A 24045-nucleotide genomic window follows, 5' to 3' on the forward strand; every position below is an offset into this window, starting at 1 on the left:
CGTCTCGGCGGCTCCGTCGCGGACCGGCCCGCCGATGGACGTCGCGGCCGCGCCGTGGTGAAGATGCCCCATGAGCTACGCACTCTACATCGGCGCCGAGCGCAGCGCGACGGGCCACGGCTGGCTCGCGGGCTACGGCGACGAGCCGTCCGGCCACTGGCTGCAGGTCACCCCGGCCGAGGACCACCCGGCAGGGGCCACGATCACGGTGGGCGTCACCGCCGACGCCGCTCTGCCCGGCCGGTTGAGCGAGATCCCGCAGGCGGCGCGGACCGCGCGGTACATGGGCGTGAACTACAGCCACTACCTCGGTGCGCCCGCGCTCCTGACCAACGGCGGCGTGAACCAGCACGGTGTCGCCGTGCGCGACGTCTGGTCGCCTTCGCGCCCGGACCTGGTGGCGATGACGCCCCCCGATCAGACCGGGCCGAACTACTCCGACCTCGCGCGCCTCGTGCTCGAGCGGGCCCGCAGCGCCCGCGACGGCGTGGAGATCATCGGCGCCATGATCGCGCAGCACGGCCATTCCAGCTACGGCGGCAACGCGCACCTGATCGCGGATGACCGCGAGGGATGGGTGGTCATCGAATGCGCGGGCGGCCTCGGCCTGTGGGTGGCCGAACGGCTGGGCCCTTGCAGCATCCGCGCCCTGCGGCCGGGCCATATCGGCGTCATCGCCCAGCAGCCGGGTCAGGATGTCCTGTTTCCGCCGCACTTCCTCGAGACCGCACAGCGGCTCGGCTGGCACAGCCCCGGCGAGGTGTTTGACGTCAACCGGGTGTTCGGCGACGGGCGCGGACGGCGGCCCGGCGTGGTCTGGATCGAGGACGAGATGACCCGCCGCGCGGAGCGCCCGGGCGGCCTGACGTTCGCGGACGTGGTCTGGGCCGTCTCGACGCCGCGCCTGACCGGAGACAGCGCGGGCTACGGACAGATCGTGCCGCTCGAGGCCGGCACCCCGGAGATGCGGCGCATGATGTGGCACGCGCCGGTCGGCCCGGTCGCGGCGCCGTTGGTGCCGGTGTTCCTGGGGATCGACCGGGTGCCGCTCGAATACGGCCGGCACCGCTACCTCGGGCGCGGCGAGAGCGCGCGCTTCGTCGACCGCGTGCACGAAGTCACCGGGGCGGAGGCCATCTCCGAGGTGCCTCAGGGCGCCGCCGCGACCCGCTCCGCCGTCGCGGTGTTCAAGCGGCTGATGCACCTCGCCTTCCAGGGGGGCGAGGCGTGGGTGGCCGAGCTTTCGGCCCATTGGCGGGCGGTGGAATCCCGGCTGGCCGGCGAACTTGGCGACATCGAGCGCAGCGCCGACATCCTCGTCGCGGCGGAGGCGCCGGACCTGGCGCGTCGCCTCCTGACCGAGCACGTCGAGGTGCGGCTGGCGCGGGTACTGGCCGAGGCCGAGGCCCTCGCCGCCGGCTACGAGGCCCGCCTGCGCGCCGGTATCGGGCTCAACATGACCCGGACGCCGCGGACGCCCGATCAGATCTGGTAGACGAGGTCCGCGGCGGGCCGCGCCACACCCCGTCTTTCGCCCGCCTCGCAAGCCAAACCTGCCCCGTGACGGAACCGACGCCGCCCCGTCGGCGTCGTCTCAGGGATGCCCGACCTGTCGAACCTGCCGCTCTGGCCCACCACGCTCATCTTCCTGGCTTCGGCCGTGGCGATCGCGCTTGCCGGCTGGCGCCTCTCGGGGGTGGCCGACGAGCTCGCCGACCGCACCGGCATGGGCGAGGTGGTCGCCGGCGCGCTCTTCGTGGGCGCGGCGACGTCGCTGCCCGGGGCAATTACCTCGGTGTCTACGGCCGCGCAGGATGCGCCCGACCTCGCGGTGGGCAACGCGCTCGGCGGGCTGACGGCGCAGACCGCCTTCATCGCCGTGGCCGACATCTTCTACCGCCGCGCCAACCTCGAACACGCCGCGGCGAGCGTCACCGGCCTCGCCCAGGGGGCGCTGCTGGTGGTGCTCCTGACCGTGCCGCTGATCGCCTCGACGGCCCCCTCCTGGACGTTCTGGGGCATCCACCCGGCCACCATCGGCATCCCCTTGATCTACGGCTTCGGCCTCCGGCTGCTGGGCCAGATCCAGGAGACGCAGCTGTGGGAGCCCGTGCAGACCGACGAGACGCGCGAGCAGATCTCCGAGACCGAGGACAAGCCGGAGGGGCACATGCGCAGCCTCTGGGTGCGCTTCCTCGTGCTCGCCGGCATCACCGCCGTCGCCGGCTACACCATCGGCGAGAGCTCCCTCGGCCTCGTCGAGCTGACCCCGCTCGACGGCACCGGGGTCGGCACCGTCTTCGCCGGTGTCGCCAATTCGCTGCCCGAGCTGGTCACCGCCATCGCCGCCGTCCGCATGGGCGCCGTCAGCCTTGCGATGGGCGACGTCATCGGCGGCAACGCCTTCGAGGTGATGTTTCTCGCCGCGGCCGACGTCGTCCATGACGGCTCGATCTACGCCGAGATCGACGCCACCCAGCGCGGCACCGCGCTCATCGCGATCACGATGACCGGCGTGCTGCTGCTGGGGATGCTGCGGCGGCAGAAGGAGGGCTTCGCCAAGATCGGGTTCGAGAGCGTCATCGTGCTGGCGCTCTACGCGCTGTCGGTGGCGCTGGTGGTGCTCTGACCGGGCGAGCGCTGCCCGAAGATGCAACGCCCTTCGCGGCTTCCACCGCCTCGCGAGCCCGAGGCGAAGGGAACAGCCCGCGCGGTTCCATCGTTGGCGCACGGAAGGGGGAGTCGCAGAATGAAACCGAAAAGCCTCGTCGTGCCCGCCGCCCTCCTGGCGCTGCTTGCCCTGATCGGCCTGATCGCGGTCACGTATGAATACTTCACGCCCGCCTCCGGCATCGACCACACCGCCGGCGCGCTGCTCGCCATCGCGGCTAGCGCCCTGATCCTCGGCGCGGCGCTCGTCGTCGGCTTCGTGCCCTCAATGCCCGCGGCGTTGCACTGGACGCTCGAGATCCTGCTCCTTCTCGGCCTGATCGGCACGCTCGCCGCCGCCTGGTTGCTCGAGAGCTGGATCCTCGTGGCCTGCATGGCCGTGGGGCTGGTGATCCAGATCCTGCGGTTCTTCCAGGTCAAGCCGCTGATCGCGGCGGAACGCGGCCGCGCCGCCTCTCACAGCTGAACGGAAGTCGAGACCCATGCGCTTCAGAGACATCGCCGCCCTCGCTGCTCCCATCGCCCTCGCGACGCCCGCCACCGCGCAGGACTGGACCTCGTTCCACGGCAACCTGGCGGCGCAGAAATTCTCCCCGGCCGACCAGATCACCCCCGACAACGTCAGCGCGCTGGAACGGGCGTGGGAATATCACACCGGCGACGTCTCGGACGGCAGCGGCGACCTGCCGCCCACCTACTTCAACTCCACCCCGATCTACGCCAACGGCACGCTCTACATCGGCACGCCCTTCTACCGCATCATCGCCCTCGATCCGGCGACCGGGACGGAGATTTGGACCTACGACACCGGGTCCAGCCTGGAACAGCTGACCCAGCCCGGCCTCAAGACCCGCGGCGTGTCCTACTGGGAGAGCGCCTCGCCGAGCGCGGACGAACCCTGCCAGAAGATCGTCTACATGGGGACCAACGACGCCAAGATGCACGCGGTCGACGCCGAGACCGGCGCGCCCTGCGAAGCCTTCGGCGACGGCGGCGTCCTCGACCTCAACCAGTGGAACACGACGAACGACAAATGGCCCCTGTCGATCCTGCAGCCGCCCACGATCCACGGCGACCAGGTCGTCACCGGCTGGTCGGGCTACGACTTCCGTTATGCCGAGGCCCCGCCGGGATCGGTCTTCGCGTTCGACGCGCAGACCGGCGAGAAGAACTGGGAGATCCAGTTCATCCCCGAGGACATCCGCCCGCGGACCGGCACCGCGAACGTCTGGACGCACATGACGGTCGATGACGAGCGCGGCATCCTCTACATGCCCGTCTCCTCGCCCAGCCCGAACTTCTGGGGCGGCAACCGGACCGAGGAGATCCCGCTGGCGACCTCCGTCACCGCCGCCGACATCGAGACCGGCGAAATCCTGTGGTCGCAACAGCTCATCCACCACGACATCTGGGACTACGACACCGTGGCCGCGCCGACGCTGATCGACGTGGAAAAGGACGGCGAGACGGTTCCGGCGCTGGTCCAGACGACGAAACAGGGCCTGTTCTTCGTGTTCGACCGGGTGACCGGCGAGCCGATCTGGCCGATCGAGGAAGAGGACGTGCCGCCGTCGACCGTCGAGGGCGAGGTCGCCGCGCCGACGCAGCCGATCCCGCGCCACCCCGAGCCGATCCTCGATCCCGACGAGTGGCCCGGCGTCTGGGGCCTCGCCGACACCGTCTCCTTCGGCGCCTGTTCCTCCTTCGTCGAGGACCTGCGCAACGAGGGCCTCTACACGCCCCCCACCGACGAGGGCAACGGCACGCTGCTCTGGCCCTCCTTCGCCGGCGGGCTGCAATGGGGCGGCGGCTCCTACGACCCGACGACGGGCCTCTACATCGCCAACGCCTCGATCATGGTCGACTACCTGCAACTGATCCCGCGCGAGGAGTACGACGCGCTCTCCGAGGAGGAGCAGAACGCCAAGGGCTCCCCCTTCAGCTACTATGCTCAGGAGGGCGCGCCCTACGCGGTCAAGACCGGCAAGATCATGAACGGTCTCGGCATGCCGTGCTGGGAGCCGCCCTTCGGCGTGATCGCGGCCTACGACATGCGGACCGGCGAGCAGGTCTGGAAGCGCCCGTTCGGCCGCACGCAGCGCTGGGGCTTCTACCTGCCCGAGGCGTGGGGCTCGCCCAACATCGGTGGCCCGGCCCAGACGGCCACCGGCCTGATCTTCATCGGCGCCTCGATGGACAGCCGCGTGCGCGCCCTGTCCGCCGAGACGGGCGATGAGCTGTGGTCCGACCTCCTCGAAGCCCCCGCCGTCTCCAACCCCGCCATCTTCGTCCACGAGGGCCGGCAGTACGTCGTCTTCACGGGCGGCGGCAACTACATCCTGAAGCCGGAGGTCAGCGACCAGGTCGTCGCCTATGCCTTGCCCGAATAAGCGTGAAATGTGCGTGTTCGGACAGGAACTCCCCGCGCCAGCGTTGGTTGGACTGGTGACAACGATCGCAACCGAAAGGAGTCAATCATGAACCGCATCGGCACATCCGTCCTCGCCCTCACCCTCGCCACCGCCGGCATGGCTGTCGCGGAGACGCACGTGATGGACGACACCACCTTCAGCGGCGTCGTCTCGCCCGACATCGCGCAGAACACCCTGCGCGGCGAGAACATGATCGGCGCGGACATCTACACGCTCGAGGCCGAGTACGACGAGGACACCTGGTTCGACACCGGCTACTACAACGAGATCGGCACCGACTGGGAAGAGATCGGCGAGATCGAAGACATCGTCGTCTCGCGCGACGGTCAGGTCCTCGGCCTCGTGGCCGAAGTCGGCGGCTGGCTCGACATCGGCGACAGCGACGTGATCATCGACATGCAGGACGTCCGCATCGTCGGCGACACCTTCGGCGACGTCGCCTTCGTGACGCGCCTGAGCGAAGAGCAGCTCGAGAGCCGGCCGGAGGTCGACAACGCCTGGAGCTGGTAAGCCCTCATATCCTCCCAACGAGAAGGGCGCGGCACTTGCCGCGCCCTTTTCCTTGCGCGGCGAGCCGGCCGCTCCGGCTACCGGCGCAGCACCAGATCGTACGGCAGGATCGTGTCGCCCGGCCGTTGCCCCTCGACCAGCTTCATCATCCCCGCCACCGCCGCCTCCGCGAAGCGCAGGTGAGGCACGCTGACGGTGTTGAGCCACGGCGCGAGCCACTGGTTGAGCGGGTTGTCGTCGAAGCCGTAGATCGCGAGGTCGGACGGCACCGTCAGCCCAAGCTCGCGGCAGCGGCGGAAGGCACCGTAGGCGATCTGGTCGTTGCCGCAGATCAGGGCGGCGTAGCGGCCGCTCTCGAGCAGCTGTCCCGCGCACGCGTAGCCCGACTCCATCGACAGCTCCGCCTCGACGACGCTGTCGCCCTCGAGCCGCCGCCCCGCCGCGTCGAACGTCTCGAGAAACCCGTCCCTGCGCACCCGGCTCGTGTGCGAGCGCGACGGTCCGTGGATGAGGCCGATCCGGCCGCCGGTCTCGCGCAGCACCGCGCCCGCGAGCTCCGCCGCCGCGGACTTGTCGTCGATCCCGACGAACGGCACCCCAGGCAGCGAGGGCACGCGGCGATTGATGAAGAGCAGCGGGGTCTGGCCGGCCGCGGCCTGCAGCCCCGGCGTGTCGACGGCGCAGAGCAGGAACACGCCGGACACCTGCCGCGAGGCCAGATCGCCCAGGCAGCGATCCTGTAAGGCCGGGTCCTCGTTGGAATTGTAGATGAGCATGGCCGAGCCGGCGTCGTTGAGGCGGCGCTCGATCTCCCAGGCGACGGCGGAGTAGAAGTTGTTCTGGATCGACGAGATCACCAGCGCGAAGGTGTCGTTCATCTGGCCCCGGAGCGCCTGCCCGATCCGGTTGGGGCGGTAGTCCAGCTCGGTGATCGCCTTCTCGATCCGCTCGCGCGTCTCCGCCGACACGCGGCCCGGGGTCGCGTTGATGACCCGGCTGACGCTGGCGATGGACACCCCCGCAGCGCGCGCCACGTCCTTGATCGAGACCTTCTTCGGGGCGTTGCTCATTGGCTGTGACTTGTCCGATCGCTGCTGCGCCGATGGCGGTGGGTCTACCCGCCGCTGCCCCGCTCCGCCAGCCTCCTGCAGCGACGGCTGCCGCGTCCGGCATGTAAACGTTTGCCCCCTTCTACAACGGAAGGGCCAGGCGGCGAAAGTCCCGCGCAGGATCGCGCCCCTACTCAGGATCGTTGCCGCAGACCATTGCCGCCGCTGTTGACGAGGTAAACGTTTTCCGCATAGCCTCCCATTCCAGGCACAGACGAGCCGCAGGGAGCGCAATGACGAAGGTCGCCATCATCGGAGCCGGGCTGATCGGGCAGTCCTGGGCCATCGCCTTCGCGCGCGGCGGCTGCGCCGTGACGCTGCACGACCGCGACCACGCCGTCGCCGACCGTGCGCTCGCGGTCCTCCCCGACGCGCTGGCGGCGCTGGAGCGGATGGACCTGCTCGGTGGCGAGACGGCCGATGCCGTCGGCGCGCGCATCGACGCCGCCTCCGATCTCGCCGACGCGGTCCGGGGGGCGATCCACGTCCAGGAGAACACGCCGGAGACGCTGGAGGTGAAGCGGTCGGTTTTCGCTCAACTCGACGACGCCGCCGACGCCGACGCCGTGATCGCCAGCTCCTCCTCGGCGCTCCTGCCCTCCGCCTTCACCGACGGTCTCGCCGGCGCGGCGCGCTGCCTCGTCGCCCACCCCCTGAACCCGCCGCACCTCGTCCCCGCCGTGGAGCTCGTGCCCGGCCCGCAGACCAGCGCCGAGACGGTGGCCCGCACCCGCGCGCTGATGTCTTCGATCGGGCAGAGCCCCATCGAGACGAGCCGCGAGGTGGAGGGCTTCGTGATGAACCGGCTGCAGGGCGCGCTGCTCGACGAGGCCTTCGCGCTGGTCGAGCAGGGGCTGGCGAGCCCGGCCGACATCGACACCGCGATGCGCGACGGGCTGGCGCGGCGCTGGACCTTCCTCGGCCCGTTCGAGACGATCGACCTCAACGCGCCGGGCGGGATCGGCGACTTCATGGACCGCTACGGCCCCGCCTACGCCGCCATCGGCACCCAGCGGCCCACGCGGCCGCGCTGGGACGGCACCCTGCGCGAGCGCCTCGTCCAGTACGCCTCCGGCCAGAGCAGCACCCACGACGCCCGCCGCGCCTGGCGCGACCGCTGCCTCGCCCGGCTCGCGCGTCTGATCTCCGCCAACGAGAAGGCCACCGGATGAGCCGCAAAGTCATCGTCACCGCCGCGCTCACCGGCGCGATTCACACGCCGGGCATGTCGCCGCACCTGCCGGTCACGCCCGAGCAGATCGTCGCCGAGGGCCGCCGCGCCGCCGAGGCCGGGGCGGCGATCCTGCACATCCACGCCCGCGACCCCGAGAGCGGCCGGCCCGACCAGTCGGTCGAGGCGTTCGGCCGCATCCTTCCCGCGCTGAAGGAGACCGGGGCGGTGCTCAACATCACCACCGGCGGCAGCCCCTTCATGAAGGTCGAGGAGCGCGTCGCGCCGGCTGCCCACTTCCGGCCCGAGCTCGCCTCGCTCAACATGGGCTCGATGAACTTCGGCCTCTACCCGATGCAGGCGCGCTACCCCGACCTGCCGAACGAGTGGGAGAACGCCCATCTCGAGGGCTCGCGCGACCTCGTCTTCCGCAACACCTTCGCCGACATCGAGCACGTGCTCGGGACCTGCGCGCCCAACGGCACCCGCTTCGAGTTCGAGTGCTACGACACCGCCCACCTGCGCAACCTGCGCCACATGATCGACCGCGGCTTCGTCACCGGCACGCCCTTCGTGCAGACCGTCTTCGGCCTGCTCGGCGGGATCGGGGCCGATCCGGAAGACGTCACCGTCATGCGCGCGATGGCCAGGCGGCAGCTGGGCGACGACCACCTGTGGTCCGTCCTCGGCGCCGGCGCGTCGCAGCTGCGGATCGCGGCGATGTCGGCGGCCATGGGCGGGCATGTGCGGGTCGGCCTCGAGGATTCCCTCTGGGCCGGGCCGGGCGTGCTTGCCGAGAGCGCCGCGCAGCAGATCGCCTCCGTGGCCTCCATCCTCGACGGCCTCGGCATGGCCATGGCGACACCGGACGAGGCCCGAGACATGCTCGGGCTGAAGGGGGCGGGCGAGGTCAACTTCTGATGCGGATCAGCGTACTTGCCGACGTGAAGCCGGTCCTCGGCGAAGGGCCGCTCTGGGACGTGGAGACCGAGCGCCTCTACTTCATCGACAGCCTCGGCAAGCGCGTGTTCCGCTGCACCGCCGACGGCGGCGAGATGCGGGCGTGGCAGGTGCCCTCGGAGATCGGCGCGATGTGCCTGCGCGCCGGCGGCGGGGCCATCGTCGCGCTCAGGGACGGCTTTCACGCGCTGGACCTCGACACCGGCGACACGCATCACATCGTCGACCCCGAGCCCGACCGCCCGGGCAATCGGCTCAACGACGGCAAGGTCGATGCCGCCGGCCGCTTCCTCTGCGGCTCGATGGACACGGGAGAAGCCGAGCCGACCGGCAGCCTCTGGCGGCTCGACCCGGACCTGAGCGTCCACCAGCTCGAGCGCGACATCATCTGCTCGAACGGCCCCTGCTGGTCCCCGGACGGCCGCACCTTCTACTTCACCGACAGCTTCACCGGCACGATCAGCGCCTACGACTACGACGCCGCCACGGGCGACATCGCCAACCGCCGCAGCTTCGCAGCCCTGCCCGACGAGCGGGGCGGCGCGCCGGACGGGGCGACGGTGGACGCGGAGGGCTGCCTGTGGTCCGCCTGCGTCTTCGACGGGCGCATCTTCCGCTTCACCCCCGACGGCGCCGTCGACCGGGTGATCGAGATGCCGGTCCGCAAGGTCACGTCCGTCGCCTTCGGCGGCGCGCGGCTCGACACGCTGTTCGTCACCTCGATGGCCGAGCCGCCCCTGCCCAAGTACCCCGGCGACGGCCCGCTGCGCGGCGCCACCTTCCGGATCGACGGGCTCGGCGTCACCGGCCGTCCCGAGCCCCGGTTCGCCGGATAGAGGAGAACGACATGTCCGACACGCGCACCGCACTCATCACCGGAGCCGCCCAGGGCGTGGGCGCGGCCTGCGCGGAGCGGCTCGCCCGCGACGGCGTCTCCCGGATGCTGCTGGTGGACCGCGACGCGGCGACGCTCTCGCAGACGGCAGAGGCGCTACGGGGCGAAGGTGTCGAGGCCACCGAGCTGGTCCTCGACCTGCAGGACGGCGCGGGGCTCCTGCGCGAACTGCCCCCAGTTCTCACGCGGCTCGGACAGCTCCACATCGTCGTCAACGCCGCCGGCACCACCGCGCGCGGCGGCGTCGCCGACACCGATCCCGAGCTCTTCGACTTCATCTTCCAGATCAACGTGCGCGCGCCGATGCTGGTGATGCAGGCGGCGCTGCCGATGCTGACCGGGACGGGCGGCACCATCGTCAACATCACCTCCATGCTCGCCTACGGCGGCCCGCCCTTCCTGGCGACCTACGCCGCGAGCAAGGCGGCCCTCGTCGCCCTCACCCGCAACACCGCCAACGCCGTCAAGCGCGACGGCGTGCGCGTCCACGCCATCAACCTCGGCTGGACCTGGACCCCGGGCGAGCAGCGCACCCAGACCGAGATCCACGGCCTGCCCGAGAACTGGCGCGACACGCTCGGCCCGTCGCAGCCCTTCGGCCGGCTGCTGATGCCCGAGGACCCGGCCGAGCTGACGGCCTTCCTCGTCTCGCCGGGCGCGCGGATGATGACCGGCGCGGTGATCGACCTCGACCAGTACGTGGCCGGGGCCACGGACGACAATCCGGGCAACGCCTGAGATGCTCGGGAGCGCCCGAAACCCACGATCTCGCCGCAGGGCGGTGCGGCAGATCGCACTCACACTCACCGCCTACAGGGAGAGAAGAATGAACAGACGCTCAATCCTAGTCGCGGGCCTCTTGGCGACCGCGCTGCCGATGACGGCGATCGCCCAGGACGGCCCCCGTGTCGGCATGAGCTGGGCCAACTTCCAGGAGGAACGTTGGAAGATCGACCAGGCCGGCATCGAGGCCGCGCTCGAGGAGCTCGGCGGCGAGCTGATCTCCACCGACGCCCAGTCCTCGTCCTCCAAGCAGGCTTCCGACATCGAGAGCCTGCTCGCCCGCGACATCGACGCGCTGATGATCGTCAGCCAGGACTCCGAGACCATCCTCGCCTCGGTGGAACGCGCGCTCAATTCGGGCGTGCCGGTGGTCGCCTACGAGCGCCAGATCGAGCACCCGGACGTCACCTACGTCGCCTTCGACCCGGTCGAGGTGGGCCGCATCCAGGCCCGCGCGGTGACGGGAGAGGCCCCCGAGGGCAACTACGTGATCATCAAGGGCAGCCCCACCGACCCCTACACCACCTACGTCCTGCAGGGTCAGCGCGAGATCATCGATCCGATGGTCGAGGCGGGTGACATCGAGGTCGTGGCCGAGCAGTTCACCGACGGCTGGCTCCCCTCGAACGCGCAGCGCAACATGGAGCAGATCCTGACCGTCGAGGACAACGACGTCGACGCCGTGCTCGCCGCGAACGACGGCACCGCCGGCGGCGTCGTCGCGGCGCTCGAGGGCGCCGGCCTCGCCGGCGACGTCCCCGTCTCGGGCCAGGACGGCGACATCGCCGCCCTCAACCGCATCGCCCGCGGCACGCAGACGGTGACCGCCTGGAAGGACACCCGCGAACTCGGCCGCCTCGGCGGCGAGGTCGTCACGAAGATCATCGACGGCGAGGACCCCGCGACGATCGAGGGCGCACAGGACTGGGACAAGGGCGCCCAAGGCATCACCCAGACCGCCATCGTCCTGTCCCCCGTCGCCATCACGCGCGACAACCTCGACGTCGTCGTCGACGCGGGCTGGATCAGCACGGAGGACCTGTGCCAGGGCGTCTCCGGCGACGGAGCGCCGGAGGCCTGCCAGTAGGCGCACCGCCGACGACGCGACCGCCGGGGGCTCCTCCGCGGCGGTCGCGACTATCGCGGCACGGCACCAGTCCGCCCGCCACAGCTCGATCAGTGGCCGTCGCGACACGCCGACGAGCCGCTGCCCCCTGCCCCCCCTTATCGCCATGTCCGAAGGACTTGCCCCTGCGGCTCGCGGGTTCCCTTACCGGCTCATCATCACAAAATCCGGTGTTCGATCACTTCTTGTAGAGCTTCAAGCGGACTTGTGCTCTACTTCTTGTAGGGTCGGCAGCTGCGTCTGGCGATCTGCGACATCAACGCCCCGGGCGCGCGGAACAGATGGGCCCGGCAGATAAGTTGGGGCACAAAATGATTTCTTCGAGCAAAAGAGCAAGCCGGCCATCAATGGCCCTGATCCTTGTCGGCAGCGTCCTCCTCGCCGCCGCCAATCCCGCGGCCGCGCAGGAGGCGCCGCAGCTTCCGCAGACCATGGAGAGGGTCGGCGACTGGCAGTTCGAGTGTTTCGGCGTCAGCGACGACGGCGGGCCGTGCCAGATCTACCAGCGTGTCGTGACCGGCGATCAGAACGTCGTCGCCCTCGCGGCGGCCTTCACGGTGCTGGCGGACGGCTCCGTCGACGTGCAGCTCGCGGTGCCGCTCGGCATCAGCCTGCAACTGGCGCCGCAGCTGAGCCTGGACGACGAGGTGGCGACGAGCCTGCCGGTGTCGCGCTGCGTCAGCGACGGCTGCCTGATCGAGGGCGTTCTCGAGGCCGGGCTGGTCGACCGCATCGGCAATGCCGAATTCGCCCAGGTGATCGTGGCCAACACGACCGGGCAGGTCTTCCCGATCCCCCTGTCCCTCGTGGGCTTCCGCGAAGGCATGGGGCGGCTCGACGAGGTGAAGCCGGAGCCCGCGCTGCTGGAGAGCGACGAGGCCGCGCCGATGGAGGCGCCGGAAGACGCGGCGAGCGACGGCGACGACATCTGAGGCGATGCGCCGGCCACTGGCGACGCGCTGGCTCGGAGGAGCCGGCGCGCCTTACTAGTTGTCGGAGAGCCTGGCGCGCGGGACGATGACCGTCTGGTTGCCGCCGAGCTCCAGGATCACCGTTTCAGGCTCCGGCGGCGGCGGCGGCGGCGCCGGACGGGGACTCGCGGCGGCCGGAGCGGGCGCCGGCGCGGGAGCCGCTGTCGCGACAGGCCGGAACGCCGGGTAGTTCACGATCTGGGGAATGCGCTGGAAGGCGGGGCCGCGGTACACCTGCCCGACGAAGGCCGGAAGGCGCGCCGTGGCCGGGGGGCTGGTGTAGGTCAGGTAGGCCTGCGCCGAGGCGGCCGACGCGGCCGCGAAAGCCATGGCCGCGGCGGGCACGACAACCTTCAGGATCGAACTGTAAGACACCGCGCATCACCCCCGTTTGCGTACTGTCCGGGGCGACCCCGGGTCGCTCGAAGTAATGCTGGATTCAGCCCCGGAGGGCAACCCGCCGGGGCCCGTCCGCACAACCGGACGGCGTCATCCCGCCAAGCGACTGAAACAGCGCGTTTCTGCCGCGCCGTTCCGGAGCTCGAGGACGATTTCGGCCTCGCTGCCGGGCGGCAGCGACACGACGGAGCGCGCTAGGGTCGCCGCCCCGTCGGCGTCGCTCGCGATCGTTCCGCCCTGCCGGCTGACGGAACGATTCGTCCCGTTCTGCACCGTCACCGACATGCTGTAGCGCCCGCTGTTCCATTGCGCGCCGTGCGCGAGGCCGGTGATGGTGGCCATGCCGTCGGCCTGCAGGACCGCGATCTTGCAGGCTTCTTCCTCGGCCATGGCGGCGCCCGGAGCGAGCAGGGCCGCAACGGCGACGATCGTCAGCTTCCTCTTCATCGTGGAGCCTCCCCTTGCGGAGACAGATCTACCACATCCCGGGGCGGCGCCCAACGCGCCACCTCCGGGAGACGACGTCAGTTCTGGACGATCAGCGCCGAGTTGTTGCTGCCGTGCTGAACCGCCATGGCGGTGCCGTTGGTGCCGGCCTGGTAGATGGAGGCCCGGTTGCCCGCCCCGGTCTGGATGATGCTCGCGGCGTTCATGCCGCCCGTCTGGCTGATGCTCGCCGCGTGGATCCCGGTCTGGACGATCGTGGCGCTGTGGCCGTTGCCGACGGAGGTGACGTCGGCGATCGCACCGGTGGTCGCGGCGCCGACGACGGGGTAGGCGCTGAGATCGATGCTGCCGGCGTGGGGCTGGAAGGCCGGCGTGGTCAGCTGCGCGCTGACCGCCGCGGCATTGGTAATCATGGACGGGGTGCTGAGGGACACCGAGACCGGCCCGGCGTTGATCTGGTTCACGAAGGCGCCGTCGGCGGCGGCTCCGGTGGGAAGCTGGATGGCGGCGAAAAGGGCGACTGCGGCGATGCTGAGTTTCATGGTGCTCTCCTGGCTCAATGTGGCCGGGGGCGAGGCCAGTCCGTCTCAAATCGACAGTTCCCGCTTGCCCGGTGTTTTGGTGCCCCTAAGGAAACAGCGGCGCGTGACCCTGTTTGGGCGAGACCCGGGCGAAGTGGCGATGAAATCGGGCAAATTTGGGGCCTTGGCCCGCGCGGGCCTACGCGACAGCCGGCCATGGGCGGCCGCACGAGGGCGCATCAGAAATGTCAGCGGCATCGCATGCGGGCGGCGGCGCTATCGATTCGCAGATCAGAGCGCGACGATTCGGGGCACGTTAACACTTATAGGTTGATGCCGAAATTTCGATGCCCGCATTAGCAGAATTTTCGCAACGGAGAGATTCCATCATTAGAAGCCCCAGCCGCGGCGCACACCACATCTATGGCCATCAATTCAAATCTGGCGAGATTGCGACGATTCTGTTGCCGAAAGTTGGCGAGCCGCAGTACTAATATTTCATTAACGGCTGAAGGGGCAGATCAGCCGAGCTGCAGGCGGCCAGTATAAAGCCGCTAGTTATAAAGAAATTTTAGACTCTTGGAGTGACGCTATGAAAAAGCTAATGATGACGGCTGCCGTTTTCGCATTCGCCGGGGCTGCCAACGCGCAGGACGCGTACATCACGCAGATGGGGGACAGCAACGACGCGGCCAACGTGTCGCAGAACCCGACTAGCACCCCCAACCTGCAGATCATCCAGCAGCAGGCCAACGATGCCGACGCGGTGAACCTGGCCGAAGGGGGTGGCAATTTCGCCTACGCCTATCAGCTCAGCCCTGCCAGCTCGAGCGGCATGAACGCCCTGATCTGGCAGGATGCTGACGGCAACGGTGTGAACGCGAACATGGCGGCGAATATCGCCGTGCACACCAATGGGAACCTTGGCGCCAACCAGCAGATCGTCCAGTACGGCGACGAAAACCGCGCGATCAACTGGTCGGATGATACGAATGGTGACCTGCCGAAGGCGACCGTGGTGGGCCTTATCATCCCGGCGCCGAGCCTCGATCTTTCGAACCTCGTGGGTCCGAGCGAGCCGCAGCCGAATTCGTTCTACACCCTGTCGAACGATTGCTGCTCCGTCGGCTTCACCAACAACTAAGACCGGCAGCCATGCCGATCGAAGTTTGACAAAATAGGGAGTGGGCGATTAACGCCCACCCCCACCTCTCGACATTATTTCGATTTCCGTTAAAGAATCTGCCGATAGGATCGCGCCGATGATGATTGATATTCTGAAGTCGCGTCTGACGCGGAACGCACTCGCCGCAGTCGCAATTGCAGCGGGCTCTGCGGTATTTGCGCAGGATGCGTTCGTTGCTCAGGTCGGCAATAATAACGGCGGGCTCAATTTTTCGTCCGGGTCCGGCAACAGCCAAGCCATTATCCAGCAGGGCAACGGCAACGGCGCGGCCCAGTTCGTCGCCGGCAACGACAACGCCACCGGCGTCTACCAGGATGGCGGAGCGAACTTCGCTCTGAACGGCGCGCGGGGTGATTCGAACCTCGTCGGCGTGGCACAGATCGGGCCGGAGAATTATGCGGCCGCGGTCGCGGTCGGCGGATCGAACGCTGTCGGCATCGCGCAGATCGGGTCCGGCAACCGGAGCGTGCTGCGAGTCCGCGGCGACGGAAACGCTGTCGGCACCCTCCAGGTTGGCGCGTCCCACATCGCAAACATCAGGGTCAGGGGAGACGACACGGTCGTCGGCGTGGCGCAGTTCGGCTCGCAGCGAGTGGCAAATCTTTTGGTCGTCGACCGGATGGACGACTCCGATGATCCTCTGCAAGTCGGTGTCGTGCAGAACGGCGTCGGTTCGAGCCCCGGCCTGAACCTCGGGATGGTCCGCGACAACACGTACACCCGCCCCACCACGACGATCGGAGACGTCAATGCTTCCGTGCTGCGCAGGCAGAACGGGGATATCGTCATCCGCCCGCTGCTTGGAGGCTGAACCATCCGATCAGACAGCGGCAACGACGTTCGGGCTTTTGACCGGACGTCGTACGCTGCTGCCAGTGCGGCACTCGTACAACGAGAGTTGCCTATACGGCACAGCAGGTTGAAAACTCCGGCTAGGCTGGCCTTGGCGGGTTTCAAGTCCTGGTGAGACGGGTAATCAGACCATCAATAAAATTCTTGCGAGGTAGTCCGATGCGTAGATCGATGGGCGTACTTGTGACGGTGTCCACTCTCATGGCAGCCGGACCGTCCACCGCCGAGAACCTGAACTTCGGGTTCCTGAACCCCAACTTCGGGGGCGACCCCAACCTGGCGTCGTTCCTCTTCGGCCTCGCCGAGGCCCAGCGAACAGCGACCGTCGCGAGCGAAGGCGACCAGTCGCAGCAGCAGGCCGGCGCTCCGGGCATCGGTGGCCCGGCTGCCGTCGGCGGCCCGACGATCATCATCCCCGTCAATACCGGGGGCGAGGCGGACGTGCCGCAGGTCGGCGAGTAAGCGGCGGCGAGCGAAGATCATGAACGCCGAAGTCGAGATAGATAATACGAGGCAGTGCGAATAATGAGACTAATCAAACAGGCACTTCTTGCGGTTGGCGCTGTCGGGGTCCTCGCAGGCTGTGAAATTGCCATCCCGGAAAGTGACGCCCTTCTTCTCGAGACAGCAGAAGTCATGTCGGCGACGTCGACCGGACTGACCGTCGAGCGCCTGCCGCCGCCGGTCCAGCCGCTCGACATCGCCGTCTACGCCTTCCCGGATCTGACCGGCCAGAACGAGCCCAACGAGAACTATTCCGAGCTGTCGCGGGCCGTGACCCAGGGCGGCGCCGACATCCTGACCGACGTGCTGGCGAAGGCCGGCAACGGCCAGTGGTTCAACGTCGTCGAACGCGCCCGCGTCGACAACCTCCTGCGCGAGCGGACCATCATCGAGCAGACGCAGACGGCGTTCACCGGCGGCGTATCGCTGCCGCCGCTGCGCTTCGCCGGGACCCTCATCGAAGGCTCGATCGTCGGCTACGACACCAACACCGTGACCGGCGGCGCCGGCGCGCGCTACCTCGGCATCGGCAGCTTCAACGAGTACCGCAAGGACGTCGTCACCGTCGCCCTTCGTGCCGTCAGCGTCTCGACGGGGCGCGTGCTGACCTCGGTGACCACGACCAAGACCGTCTACTCGGTCCGCGTGCAGGGCGGCGCGTTCCGCTTCGTCGCCATCGACGAGATTCTCGAGTTCGAGCTTGGCTACTCCCGCAACGAGCCCGAGATCTTCGCCACGCGTGAAGCGATGGAGCTCGCGGTGCTCGCGATGATCGTCGAGGGTGCGGAAGACGGCCAGTGGGCCTTTGCCGACGCCGCGGCGGGGTCTGCCGTGATCCAGAACTTCCGTCGCCGCTACGAGCTGGCGCGGCTCGGCTACTCGCCCGAGCAGATCGAAGAGATGTACGGCCCGCAGCAGGAAAGCTGACCGCTCCGCCACCTCGTCCCAAACGACCGGAAGTGCCCCGCCCTGCGGGGCACTTTTCGTTCAGCCCCCCTCGCCCGCCGGCCCCGGCCCGATGCAGCTGGCGCGGAAGGCCAGCGCCTTGCTGTGGTAGAAGGGCGACGTCTCCGGGCTGAACACGCCGAGCGCCAGGTCGATGTGCTCGCGCGCGGCCGCGGCATGAGCCGCAGGGTCCGCCGTCTCCGGATGACCTGCCAGCGCCAGCTCGGCCCGCGCCAGCTCCTCCTGGGTGATGGCCCAGTCGAGCGGATGATCCTCGCGCGTCCGCACTGCGAGCGCCTGCCGCGCGGCGTCCGTGGCCTGCCGCAGGAAGTCGTGCCCCGCCTTGCCCCCGACCGCGACACCGAGCTCGCGCAGCCCGATGGACAGGTTCTGCTGGGTCATCGCCCACTCCAGCGGATCGATCTCCCGGCGGCGGATCTCGAGGGCGCCGCGTACGATCATGACCACCTCCTCCAGCAGTTCGACCCGGCGGGCGGGGTCGTCCGTGCGCTCGGCCAGAACGGACAGGGCGCCGCCGAGGTTTTGCTGGGCCATCGCCCACTGACGCACCTCGCCTTCCTGCCTGTAGTGCGCCGAGCATCGGCGATACGCCTGGATCGCCTCGGCCAGCAGGGCGCGCCCGCTGTCGCCTTCGGTGCGCTCGGCCAGGTTCGCGAGCCCCGTCGCGAGGTTCGACAGCAGCCTGGCCCAGTCGGCGCGCCATTCCGTCGCCTCCACGGCGGCGACGGCCTGTCGCTGCATCACCAGCGCGGCGGCGAGGCTGTGGTCTCCATAGCGCAGGCCATGCTCGTACAACTCTCCGAAGTAGCGATCCCGGCGCAGCGCCATCTCGCGCGGATCGACCTCGCGCAGGCTCTCGGCGGCGGCCTCGAAGATCGCGACCGCGCCGTCGACCTGGCCCTGCATCAGCGCCTGTGTCGCCCGCATTTCCTTGATCTCGATGGCGAGCGTCGTCTGGAGGCGATCCGCCCGGCGCAGGTGTCGGGCGCTCGCGGCGAAGTCCATCTCCTGGGCAGCCGCGCTCGCGGCCGCGCGCGCCGCGTCGACCTCCGCCTGCCGCAGATCGATTGTCCCGACCTTGCGACGGTAGGACCGAAACTCCTCCGCCTTCCGCTCGAGCAGCTCCCGCAGCTCCGAGCTGGGCCGGTCATAGACGTTGTCGATCTCGAAGCGGGCAGCCAGAACTTCCAGCTGGTCGCGGTTTCGGTGCGACAGGTTCTCGATGTAGTCGGCGAGGTTGGCGGCGAGCGGCTGGGTCGGCTCCCGCAGGTTGTCGATCTCGGATTGCGGGATGTCGAGCGCATGGGCGATGAGCATGACGGTCCGCGCCGCCGGCCGCTCAACGCGACCGTTCTCGAGGCGCGAAATGGTCGCCTTGCGGCCCTCGTCGTCCCAGGCCCGTACCGCCAGATCGCGCAGGGACAGGCCGAGGTCTTCGCGGTACGAGCGGACCAGTCGTCCGAACCGGGCCCCGAAGGTCTGGCTCTCTGATGCGTCAACACTCGTCAACTTCCGGCCTCCCGATGAGGAAATAATGCTGCCAATATAACAGCATTCGCCTCGGAGCGGTGGACAATCTGCTCTGGGACGTTGCTCCAAGCCAGACCGGTCCGGGATCCTCCCGGGCCGGTCTCGGTCTGCCGTCCACCGACGACGGTGAACGCTCGATCAGCGGCAGCAGCTGAGAGTGCGACACGGCATCCCGCCCCGGAAAACCGGTTTGCACGACGCTCGCATCTGACAAATAAGGGGAGCGGTTCAAACTGGGGGCGGGCGTGTCGCTGTTCTTCATCGTACTCTTGCCGTTTCTCGGGGCATTGCTGCCGGGGGTGATGAACTCCGCGGGCCGGGCCGCCTGTGCGGGGGTGACCTTCACCGTCACGCTACTGGCGTTCGTCGGGCTGCTGACGAACCTGCCGGCGGTGCTCGCGGGCGAGGTGGTGACGGCGCGGGTGGCGTGGATGCCCGAGCTGGGGCTGAACGTGACGCTGATGCTCGACGGGCTCGGCTTCTTCTTCGCGATGCTGATCCTCGGCATCGGGCTGCTCATCATCGCCTATGCGCGCCGCTACCTCAGCCGCGACGACAACATGGGCGAGTTCTTCACCTACCTGCTCCTCTTCCAGGGCGCGATGGTGGGCATCGTGCTCTCCGACAACATCCTGCTTCTGCTGGTGTTCTGGGAGCTGACGTCGCTGTCGTCGTTCCTGCTGATCGGCTACTGGAAGCACCTGCCCGAGGGCCGGCAGGGGGCGCGGATGGCGCTGGCCGTGACCGGCATGGGCGGGCTGGCGATGATCGGGGGGATGCTGATCCTCGGGCAGATCGTCGGCAGCTACGACCTCAGCGACATCCTCGACAACCGCGACCTGATCCAGGCCGATCCGCTCTACATCCCGGCGCTCCTGCTGATCCTGCTGGGCTGCTTCACCAAGTCGGCGCAGTTCCCGTTCCACTTCTGGCTGCCGCACGCGATGGCCGCGCCGACGCCCGTGTCGGCCTATCTGCACTCCGCGACGATGGTGAAGGCGGGGATCTTCCTGATGGCGCGGATGTGGCCGGTGCTGTCGGGGACGGAGGCGTGGTTCGCCATCGTCACCAGCGCGGGGGCGCTGACCATGGTCATCGGGGCGGTGATCGCGCTGTTCAAGCACGACCTGAAGGGGCTCCTCGCCTTCTCCACGGTCAGCCACCTCGGCCTGATCACCATGCTGCTCGGCACCGGGACCCCCTTCGGCGCTATGGCGGCGGTGTTCCACATCCTCAACCACGCGACCTTCAAGGCCGCGCTCTTCATGTCGGCGGGGATCATCGACCACGAGGCCCACACCCGCGACATCCGCCGCCTCGGCGGCCTGCGGCGGCTGATGCCGGTGACCTTCGTGATCGCGTCGGTGGCGGCGCTGTCGATGGCCGGCATCCCGCTGCTCAACGGCTTCCTCTCCAAGGAGATGATGCTCGAGGAGGCGCTGCACACCAACCTGTTCGGCTACGCCTGGCTGGTGGCGGGGATGGCAATGGTGGGCTCGCTGTTCTCGGCGGCCTACTCGTTCCGGCTGATCGGCCACGTCTTCCTCGGCCCGGTGCGCGACGACTACCCCGCCAAGCCGCACGATCCGGGCGCCGGGCTCTGGCTGCCGCCGGCGCTGCTGATCGTGCCGGTGGTGGTGATCGGCGTCGCGCCGTTCCTCGTGGAGCCGTTCGTGCGGCTGGTGACGTCGGCGGTGCTGCGCGGCACGGCCGAGATGACCACGGCGCACATCAAGATCTGGCACGGGCTGGTGCCGGCGCTCTACATGTCGATCGCGGCGGTGCTCGGCGGGCTGCTCCTGCTGTGGCTCTATCGCCACGTCCTGCGCGGCTGGGACGCCCTGCCCCGGCCCGAGGCGAAGGACATCTTCGACGGCGTCGTCGGCGGCAGCGCGCGCCTGTCGGAGCGGCTGATCCACGGGCTGCACAACGGCGCCTTCACCCGCTACGCGATGGTCGGGCTGCTCGCCATCTTCGCCGCGGGCTACCACGCCTGGGCCTCGGGCAGCACGGGCGCGCCGACGCGCGAGGTGCAGGCGGCGGGGCCGGTGCCGGTCGCGGGCTGGACGATGCTGGTGGCGGCGGTGCTGGCGCTGGTGGTGATGCACCGCAACCGCTTCCTGTCGCTGATCCTGATCGGGATCGTCGGGCTGATGGTATCGATCTCCTTCGTCTACCTCAGCGCGCCCGACCTCGCGATGACGCAGTTCACCGTCGAGGTGGTGACGATCATCCTGCTCCTGCTCGCGCTCAACTTCCTGCCCAACCGCACCCCGGTGGAGAGCACCGTGCTGCGCCGGGTGCGCGACGGGGGCGTGGCGCTGATCGGCGGGCTCGCGGCCTTCGCGCTGTCGTGGCACTACCTCCTGCGCGACGCGGTCGCGACGCCGATCTCCGAGTTCCACCTCGCCAATTCCTACAAGGGCGGCGGCGGCACCAACGTGGTCAACGTGATCCTCGTCGACTTCCGCGGCTTCGACACCTACGGCGAGATCATCGTCCTCGGCATCGCCGCGCTGCTGATCTTCGCGCTGACGGAATCCCTGCTCGCCGGCCCGGTCCGCCGCCGCCTGCTCAACCGCGCGCCGAGCCAGCGGCGCGCCGGCGACATGCACCCGATGATGATGGTGATCCTGACCCGGGTCATCATGCCCATCGTGCTGCTCGTCGGCTTCTACATCTTCCTGCGCGGCCACAACGAGCCCGGCGGCGGCTTCATCGCGGGGCTGGTCGTGTCGATCGGCGTGGTGATGCAGTACATGGCGAGCGGCTTCGCCTGGACGTCCTCGCGGGTGCGCTACCCCTACCACGGGGTGATCGGCGCGGGCGTGCTGGTGGCCGGCTTCACCGGGATCGGCTCGTGGTTCGTCGGCAAGCCGTTCCTGACGTCGGACTTCACCTACGTGCGCATCCCGCCGTTCGACAAGTTCGAGCTGGCGACGGCGGCGCTGTTCGATCTCGGCGTCTTCCTCGCCGTCGTCGGCGCGGTGATGCTGTCGCTCGAGAGCTTCTCGCGCCTCGCCCGACGCGCCAACTCGGAGGAAAGCGAGTACCCGATGGACATCGACCCCTCGCGCGAGCGCATCGTCCCCGACGCGCCCCGTACCGGACAGGAGGGCTGACATGGAATTCCTCGTCGCCTCCGCCATCGGCGTCATGACCGCGGGGGGCATCTACCTCGTGCTGCGGCTGCGCACCTTCCCGGTGATCCTCGGCGTGTCGCTGCTGACCTATGCGGTCAACGTGTTCCTGTTCGCCTCCGGCCGCCTCACCGTCGGCGCGCCGCCGATCCTGCGCGACGGCGTCGAGACCTACACCGACCCGCTGCCGCAGGCGCTGGTGCTGACGGCCATCGTGATCTCGTTCGGGATGACGGCGGTGGTCGTGATGGTCGGCCTCGGGGCCTACCTCCATTCCGACGACGACCACGTCGACGACGTGCCCGAGGGCGAGACGGCGGAAGAGCAGCCATGAGCCACTGGATCCTCGCCCCCATCGTCCTGCCCGCCTTCCTCGCGCCCTTCATCGTGCTGGCGGCGCGCCACCACATCGCCATCCAGCGCACCGTCTCGCTCGCCGGGGTGGTGGCGCTGGTGGGGATCGCCGCCGCGCTGATGATGCAGGTGTCCGACGGCTCGGTGCTCTACTACCGCCTCGGCGACTGGGCCGCGCCCTTCGGCATCGTCGTGGTGGCCGACCGCCTCTCGACGCTGATGGTGCTGCTGACGGTGGTGCTGGCGCTGTTCGTGCTGCTCTACGCCGTCGGCTCGGGCTGGGACCGGCGCGGCTGGCACTTCCACGCGCTCTTCCAGTTCCAGCTCATGGGGATCCTCGGGGCGTTCCTGACGGGCGACCTGTTCAACCTCTTCGTCTTCTTCGAGGTGCTGCTGATCGCCTCCTACGGGCTGATGATCCACGCCGGCGGCAACGCCCGGCTGCGGGCGGGCGTGCAGTACGTCCTCTACAACCTCCTCGGCTCGACCCTCTTCCTCTTCGCGCTCGGCTCGATCTACGCCGAGACCGGCACGCTCAACATGGCCGATCTCGCCGAGCGGGTGGCGCTGATCGACCCGGCGGCCTCGGTGGGCATCCGCGTCGCGGCGGTGCTGCTGCTTCTGGTCTTCGCGATCAAGGCGGCGCTGGTGCCGCTCCATTTCTGGCTGCCCTCGAGCTACGCCGAGGCCCCCGCCCCCGTCGCCGCGCTCTTCGCGATCATGACCAAGGTCGGCGCCTACGCGATCATCCGCGTCTACACCCTGGTCTTCCCGCCCGACCTCGAGGTGACCGCCGGGCTGCACGACGTCTGGCTCCAGCCCGCCGCCCTCGTCTCGCTCGCCGTCGGCATGATCGGCGTGCTCGCCGCGCGCCGGCTCGACCGGCTGGTCGCCTTCTCGATCATCGGCTCGATGGGCATGGTGATCGTGGCGATCTCGCTCTTCACCCCCGCGGGCATCGCCGCGGCGCTCTACTACATCGTCCACTCGACGCTGGCGGGCGCCGTGCTCTTCCTCGTCGTCGACCTCGTGCGCACCGGCCGCGGCGACCTGCGGCTCAGCGCGCAGGCCCCGATGTTCGGCACCGCCCTGACGGCCGGGCTGTTCTTCGCCGGCGCCATCGCCATGGCCGGCCTGCCGCCGCTCTCGGGCTTCCTCGGCAAGCTCCTCGTGCTCGACGCCGCCTTCGCCTCGCCGCTGGTGGCCTGGGTCTGGGCGGTGGTGCTGGCGACGAGCCTGATCAGCGTCGTCGGCTTCTCGCGCGCCGGCAGCGTGCTGTTCTGGAAGGCGCACGGCACGCCGGGCACGATGCTGCCCGAGGAGGCCGTCCGGCCCGCGTGGCTCTCCTACGTCGCCGTCGGCGGGCTTCTCGCCCTGCTCGTCGCGCACACGCTCTTTGCCGGGCACGTCCATGCCTATACCCTGCGCATCGCCGGTGACCTCTTCGCGCCCGACGCCTACATCGCCAAGGTGCTCGAGACGCCGGGCAAGCTCAGCACGCCGACGGAGGGCTACTGAC

At 69.1% G+C, this 24045-nt stretch carries 23 protein-coding genes; 18 read left to right on the forward strand and 5 right to left on the reverse strand.

Annotated elements, in window-relative coordinates; genetic code table 11:
* Positions 1 to 70 precede the first annotated feature (70 nt).
* The 5 genes from OG2516_RS20905 (at position 71) to OG2516_RS17305 (ending at position 5612) form a co-directional block, all read left to right on the forward strand.
* The gene (locus OG2516_RS20905) at positions 71 to 1495 is read left to right on the forward strand and encodes a C69 family dipeptidase (RefSeq protein WP_007257092.1); all 1425 of its coding nucleotides are present in this window, start codon (positions 71 to 73) and stop codon (positions 1493 to 1495) included.
* A gap of 105 nt (positions 1496 to 1600) precedes the next feature.
* The gene (locus OG2516_RS17290; RefSeq protein ID WP_007257093.1) at positions 1601 to 2629 is read left to right on the forward strand and encodes a sodium:calcium antiporter; all 1029 of its coding nucleotides are present in this window, start codon (positions 1601 to 1603) and stop codon (positions 2627 to 2629) included.
* Between the two features lie 120 nt (positions 2630 to 2749).
* A complete protein-coding gene (locus OG2516_RS17295) occupies positions 2750 to 3136 on the forward strand; it encodes a hypothetical protein (protein WP_007257094.1) in 387 nt (128 codons plus the stop codon).
* A 16-nt stretch (positions 3137 to 3152) separates the two neighbouring features.
* The gene (locus OG2516_RS17300; protein ID WP_007257095.1) at positions 3153 to 5060 is read left to right on the forward strand and encodes a pyrroloquinoline quinone-dependent dehydrogenase; all 1908 of its coding nucleotides are present in this window, start codon (positions 3153 to 3155) and stop codon (positions 5058 to 5060) included.
* Positions 5061 to 5147: 87 nt separating this feature from the next.
* On the forward strand, positions 5148 to 5612 hold the full coding sequence (locus OG2516_RS17305) for a PRC-barrel domain-containing protein (protein WP_007257096.1): 465 nt from the start codon (positions 5148 to 5150) through the stop codon (positions 5610 to 5612).
* Between the two features lie 77 nt (positions 5613 to 5689).
* Here the strand turns inward: OG2516_RS17305 and OG2516_RS17310 are convergent, their stop codons facing one another.
* Positions 5690 to 6682 (reverse strand): LacI family DNA-binding transcriptional regulator, encoded by a 993-nt coding sequence (locus OG2516_RS17310; RefSeq protein WP_007257097.1) that lies wholly within the window; start codon positions 6680 to 6682, stop codon positions 5690 to 5692.
* 272 nt (positions 6683 to 6954) lie between these two features.
* Between OG2516_RS17310 and OG2516_RS17315 the strand changes: the two genes are divergently transcribed.
* From OG2516_RS17315 to OG2516_RS17340, 6 genes are all read left to right on the forward strand, one after another.
* Positions 6955 to 7893, forward strand: coding sequence for a 3-hydroxyacyl-CoA dehydrogenase (locus OG2516_RS17315; protein WP_007257098.1), 939 nt, complete (start codon positions 6955 to 6957; stop codon positions 7891 to 7893).
* Positions 7890 to 8813: a 3,5-dioxohexanoate:acetyl-CoA acetone transferase gene (kce, locus tag OG2516_RS17320; protein WP_007257099.1), complete on the forward strand. Its 924-nt coding sequence runs from the start codon at positions 7890 to 7892 to the stop codon at positions 8811 to 8813. Before OG2516_RS17315 ends, kce begins: the two co-directional genes overlap by 4 nt.
* Positions 8813 to 9688: an SMP-30/gluconolactonase/LRE family protein gene (locus OG2516_RS17325; RefSeq protein ID WP_007257100.1), complete on the forward strand. Its 876-nt coding sequence runs from the start codon at positions 8813 to 8815 to the stop codon at positions 9686 to 9688. Before kce ends, OG2516_RS17325 begins: the two co-directional genes overlap by 1 nt.
* A gap of 11 nt (positions 9689 to 9699) precedes the next feature.
* Positions 9700 to 10485 (forward strand): oxidoreductase, encoded by a 786-nt coding sequence (locus OG2516_RS17330; protein ID WP_007257101.1) that lies wholly within the window; start codon positions 9700 to 9702, stop codon positions 10483 to 10485.
* A gap of 88 nt (positions 10486 to 10573) precedes the next feature.
* Complete coding sequence (locus tag OG2516_RS17335) at positions 10574 to 11617, forward strand: substrate-binding domain-containing protein (RefSeq protein WP_040616309.1); 1044 nt, start codon at positions 10574 to 10576, stop codon at positions 11615 to 11617.
* Positions 11618 to 12003: 386 nt separating this feature from the next.
* Positions 12004 to 12588, forward strand: a complete 585-nt coding sequence (locus tag OG2516_RS17340; protein ID WP_007257103.1) for an invasion associated locus B family protein — start codon at positions 12004 to 12006, stop codon at positions 12586 to 12588.
* 54 nt (positions 12589 to 12642) lie between these two features.
* Here the strand turns inward: OG2516_RS17340 and OG2516_RS17345 are convergent, their stop codons facing one another.
* From OG2516_RS17345 to OG2516_RS19180, 3 genes are all read right to left on the reverse strand, one after another.
* Entirely contained in the window at positions 12643 to 13002 is a 360-nt protein-coding gene (locus OG2516_RS17345; protein WP_156799431.1) for a hypothetical protein, read from the reverse strand.
* 114 nt (positions 13003 to 13116) lie between these two features.
* Entirely contained in the window at positions 13117 to 13473 is a 357-nt protein-coding gene (gene csgH, locus OG2516_RS17350) for a curli-like amyloid fiber formation chaperone CsgH (protein ID WP_007257105.1), read from the reverse strand.
* A gap of 77 nt (positions 13474 to 13550) precedes the next feature.
* The gene (locus tag OG2516_RS19180; RefSeq protein WP_007257106.1) at positions 13551 to 14015 is read right to left on the reverse strand and encodes a hypothetical protein; all 465 of its coding nucleotides are present in this window, start codon (positions 14013 to 14015) and stop codon (positions 13551 to 13553) included.
* A 571-nt stretch (positions 14016 to 14586) separates the two neighbouring features.
* On the opposite strand from OG2516_RS19180, the gene OG2516_RS17360 reads away from it, so the two are divergent.
* From OG2516_RS17360 to OG2516_RS17375, 4 genes are all read left to right on the forward strand, one after another.
* Positions 14587 to 15138, forward strand: coding sequence for a hypothetical protein (locus OG2516_RS17360; protein ID WP_156799432.1), 552 nt, complete (start codon positions 14587 to 14589; stop codon positions 15136 to 15138).
* Positions 15139 to 15256: 118 nt separating this feature from the next.
* Positions 15257 to 15991, forward strand: a complete 735-nt coding sequence (locus tag OG2516_RS19185; RefSeq protein WP_007257108.1) for a hypothetical protein — start codon at positions 15257 to 15259, stop codon at positions 15989 to 15991.
* Positions 15992 to 16203: 212 nt separating this feature from the next.
* A complete protein-coding gene (locus OG2516_RS17370; RefSeq protein ID WP_281004413.1) occupies positions 16204 to 16494 on the forward strand; it encodes a curli assembly protein CsgF in 291 nt (96 codons plus the stop codon).
* A 174-nt stretch (positions 16495 to 16668) separates the two neighbouring features.
* Positions 16669 to 17463 carry a CsgG/HfaB family protein gene (locus tag OG2516_RS17375; RefSeq protein ID WP_007257110.1) on the forward strand — a complete coding sequence of 265 codons (795 nt, stop codon included), beginning with the start codon at positions 16669 to 16671 and terminating at the stop codon, positions 17461 to 17463.
* A gap of 60 nt (positions 17464 to 17523) precedes the next feature.
* On the opposite strand, the gene OG2516_RS17380 is transcribed toward OG2516_RS17375, so the two are convergent.
* Positions 17524 to 19101 (reverse strand): helix-turn-helix domain-containing protein, encoded by a 1578-nt coding sequence (locus tag OG2516_RS17380; RefSeq protein ID WP_192808395.1) that lies wholly within the window; start codon positions 19099 to 19101, stop codon positions 17524 to 17526.
* A gap of 176 nt (positions 19102 to 19277) precedes the next feature.
* Between OG2516_RS17380 and OG2516_RS17385 the strand changes: the two genes are divergently transcribed.
* From OG2516_RS17385 to OG2516_RS17395, 3 genes are read left to right on the forward strand one after another with little or no spacing between them, the layout of a single operon-like run.
* Entirely contained in the window at positions 19278 to 22154 is a 2877-nt protein-coding gene (locus OG2516_RS17385; protein WP_007257112.1) for a monovalent cation/H+ antiporter subunit A, read from the forward strand.
* A 1-nt stretch (position 22155) separates the two neighbouring features.
* Positions 22156 to 22506, forward strand: coding sequence for a Na+/H+ antiporter subunit C (locus OG2516_RS17390; RefSeq protein ID WP_007257113.1), 351 nt, complete (start codon positions 22156 to 22158; stop codon positions 22504 to 22506).
* Positions 22503 to 24044: a monovalent cation/H+ antiporter subunit D gene (locus tag OG2516_RS17395; protein WP_007257114.1), complete on the forward strand. Its 1542-nt coding sequence runs from the start codon at positions 22503 to 22505 to the stop codon at positions 24042 to 24044. Before OG2516_RS17390 ends, OG2516_RS17395 begins: the two co-directional genes overlap by 4 nt.
* Position 24045: the final 1 nt, after the last annotated feature.

It is taken from the genome of Oceanicola granulosus HTCC2516, assembly GCF_000153305.1.
Lineage (GTDB): Bacteria > Pseudomonadota > Alphaproteobacteria > Rhodobacterales > Rhodobacteraceae > Oceanicola > Oceanicola granulosus.

Coding starts and splice junctions, on each gene's coding strand:
- OG2516_RS20905 (WP_007257092.1), top strand. CDS start 71: ATGAGCTACGCACTCTACATCGGCGCCGAGCGCAGCGCGACGGGCCAC.
- OG2516_RS17290 (WP_007257093.1), top strand. CDS start 1,601: ATGCCCGACCTGTCGAACCTGCCGCTCTGGCCCACCACGCTCATCTTC.
- OG2516_RS17295 (WP_007257094.1), top strand. CDS start 2,750: ATGAAACCGAAAAGCCTCGTCGTGCCCGCCGCCCTCCTGGCGCTGCTT.
- OG2516_RS17300 (WP_007257095.1), top strand. CDS start 3,153: ATGCGCTTCAGAGACATCGCCGCCCTCGCTGCTCCCATCGCCCTCGCG.
- OG2516_RS17305 (WP_007257096.1), top strand. CDS start 5,148: ATGAACCGCATCGGCACATCCGTCCTCGCCCTCACCCTCGCCACCGCC.
- OG2516_RS17310 (WP_007257097.1), bottom strand. CDS start 6,682: ATGAGCAACGCCCCGAAGAAGGTCTCGATCAAGGACGTGGCGCGCGCT.
- OG2516_RS17315 (WP_007257098.1), top strand. CDS start 6,955: ATGACGAAGGTCGCCATCATCGGAGCCGGGCTGATCGGGCAGTCCTGG.
- kce (WP_007257099.1), top strand. CDS start 7,890: ATGAGCCGCAAAGTCATCGTCACCGCCGCGCTCACCGGCGCGATTCAC.
- OG2516_RS17325 (WP_007257100.1), top strand. CDS start 8,813: ATGCGGATCAGCGTACTTGCCGACGTGAAGCCGGTCCTCGGCGAAGGG.
- OG2516_RS17330 (WP_007257101.1), top strand. CDS start 9,700: ATGTCCGACACGCGCACCGCACTCATCACCGGAGCCGCCCAGGGCGTG.
- OG2516_RS17335 (WP_040616309.1), top strand. CDS start 10,574: ATGAACAGACGCTCAATCCTAGTCGCGGGCCTCTTGGCGACCGCGCTG.
- OG2516_RS17340 (WP_007257103.1), top strand. CDS start 12,004: ATGGCCCTGATCCTTGTCGGCAGCGTCCTCCTCGCCGCCGCCAATCCC.
- csgH (WP_007257105.1), bottom strand. CDS start 13,473: ATGAAGAGGAAGCTGACGATCGTCGCCGTTGCGGCCCTGCTCGCTCCG.
- OG2516_RS19180 (WP_007257106.1), bottom strand. CDS start 14,015: ATGAAACTCAGCATCGCCGCAGTCGCCCTTTTCGCCGCCATCCAGCTT.
- OG2516_RS17360 (WP_156799432.1), top strand. CDS start 14,587: ATGAAAAAGCTAATGATGACGGCTGCCGTTTTCGCATTCGCCGGGGCT.
- OG2516_RS19185 (WP_007257108.1), top strand. CDS start 15,257: ATGATGATTGATATTCTGAAGTCGCGTCTGACGCGGAACGCACTCGCC.
- OG2516_RS17370 (WP_281004413.1), top strand. CDS start 16,204: ATGGGCGTACTTGTGACGGTGTCCACTCTCATGGCAGCCGGACCGTCC.
- OG2516_RS17375 (WP_007257110.1), top strand. CDS start 16,669: ATGTCGGCGACGTCGACCGGACTGACCGTCGAGCGCCTGCCGCCGCCG.
- OG2516_RS17390 (WP_007257113.1), top strand. CDS start 22,156: ATGGAATTCCTCGTCGCCTCCGCCATCGGCGTCATGACCGCGGGGGGC.
- OG2516_RS17395 (WP_007257114.1), top strand. CDS start 22,503: ATGAGCCACTGGATCCTCGCCCCCATCGTCCTGCCCGCCTTCCTCGCG.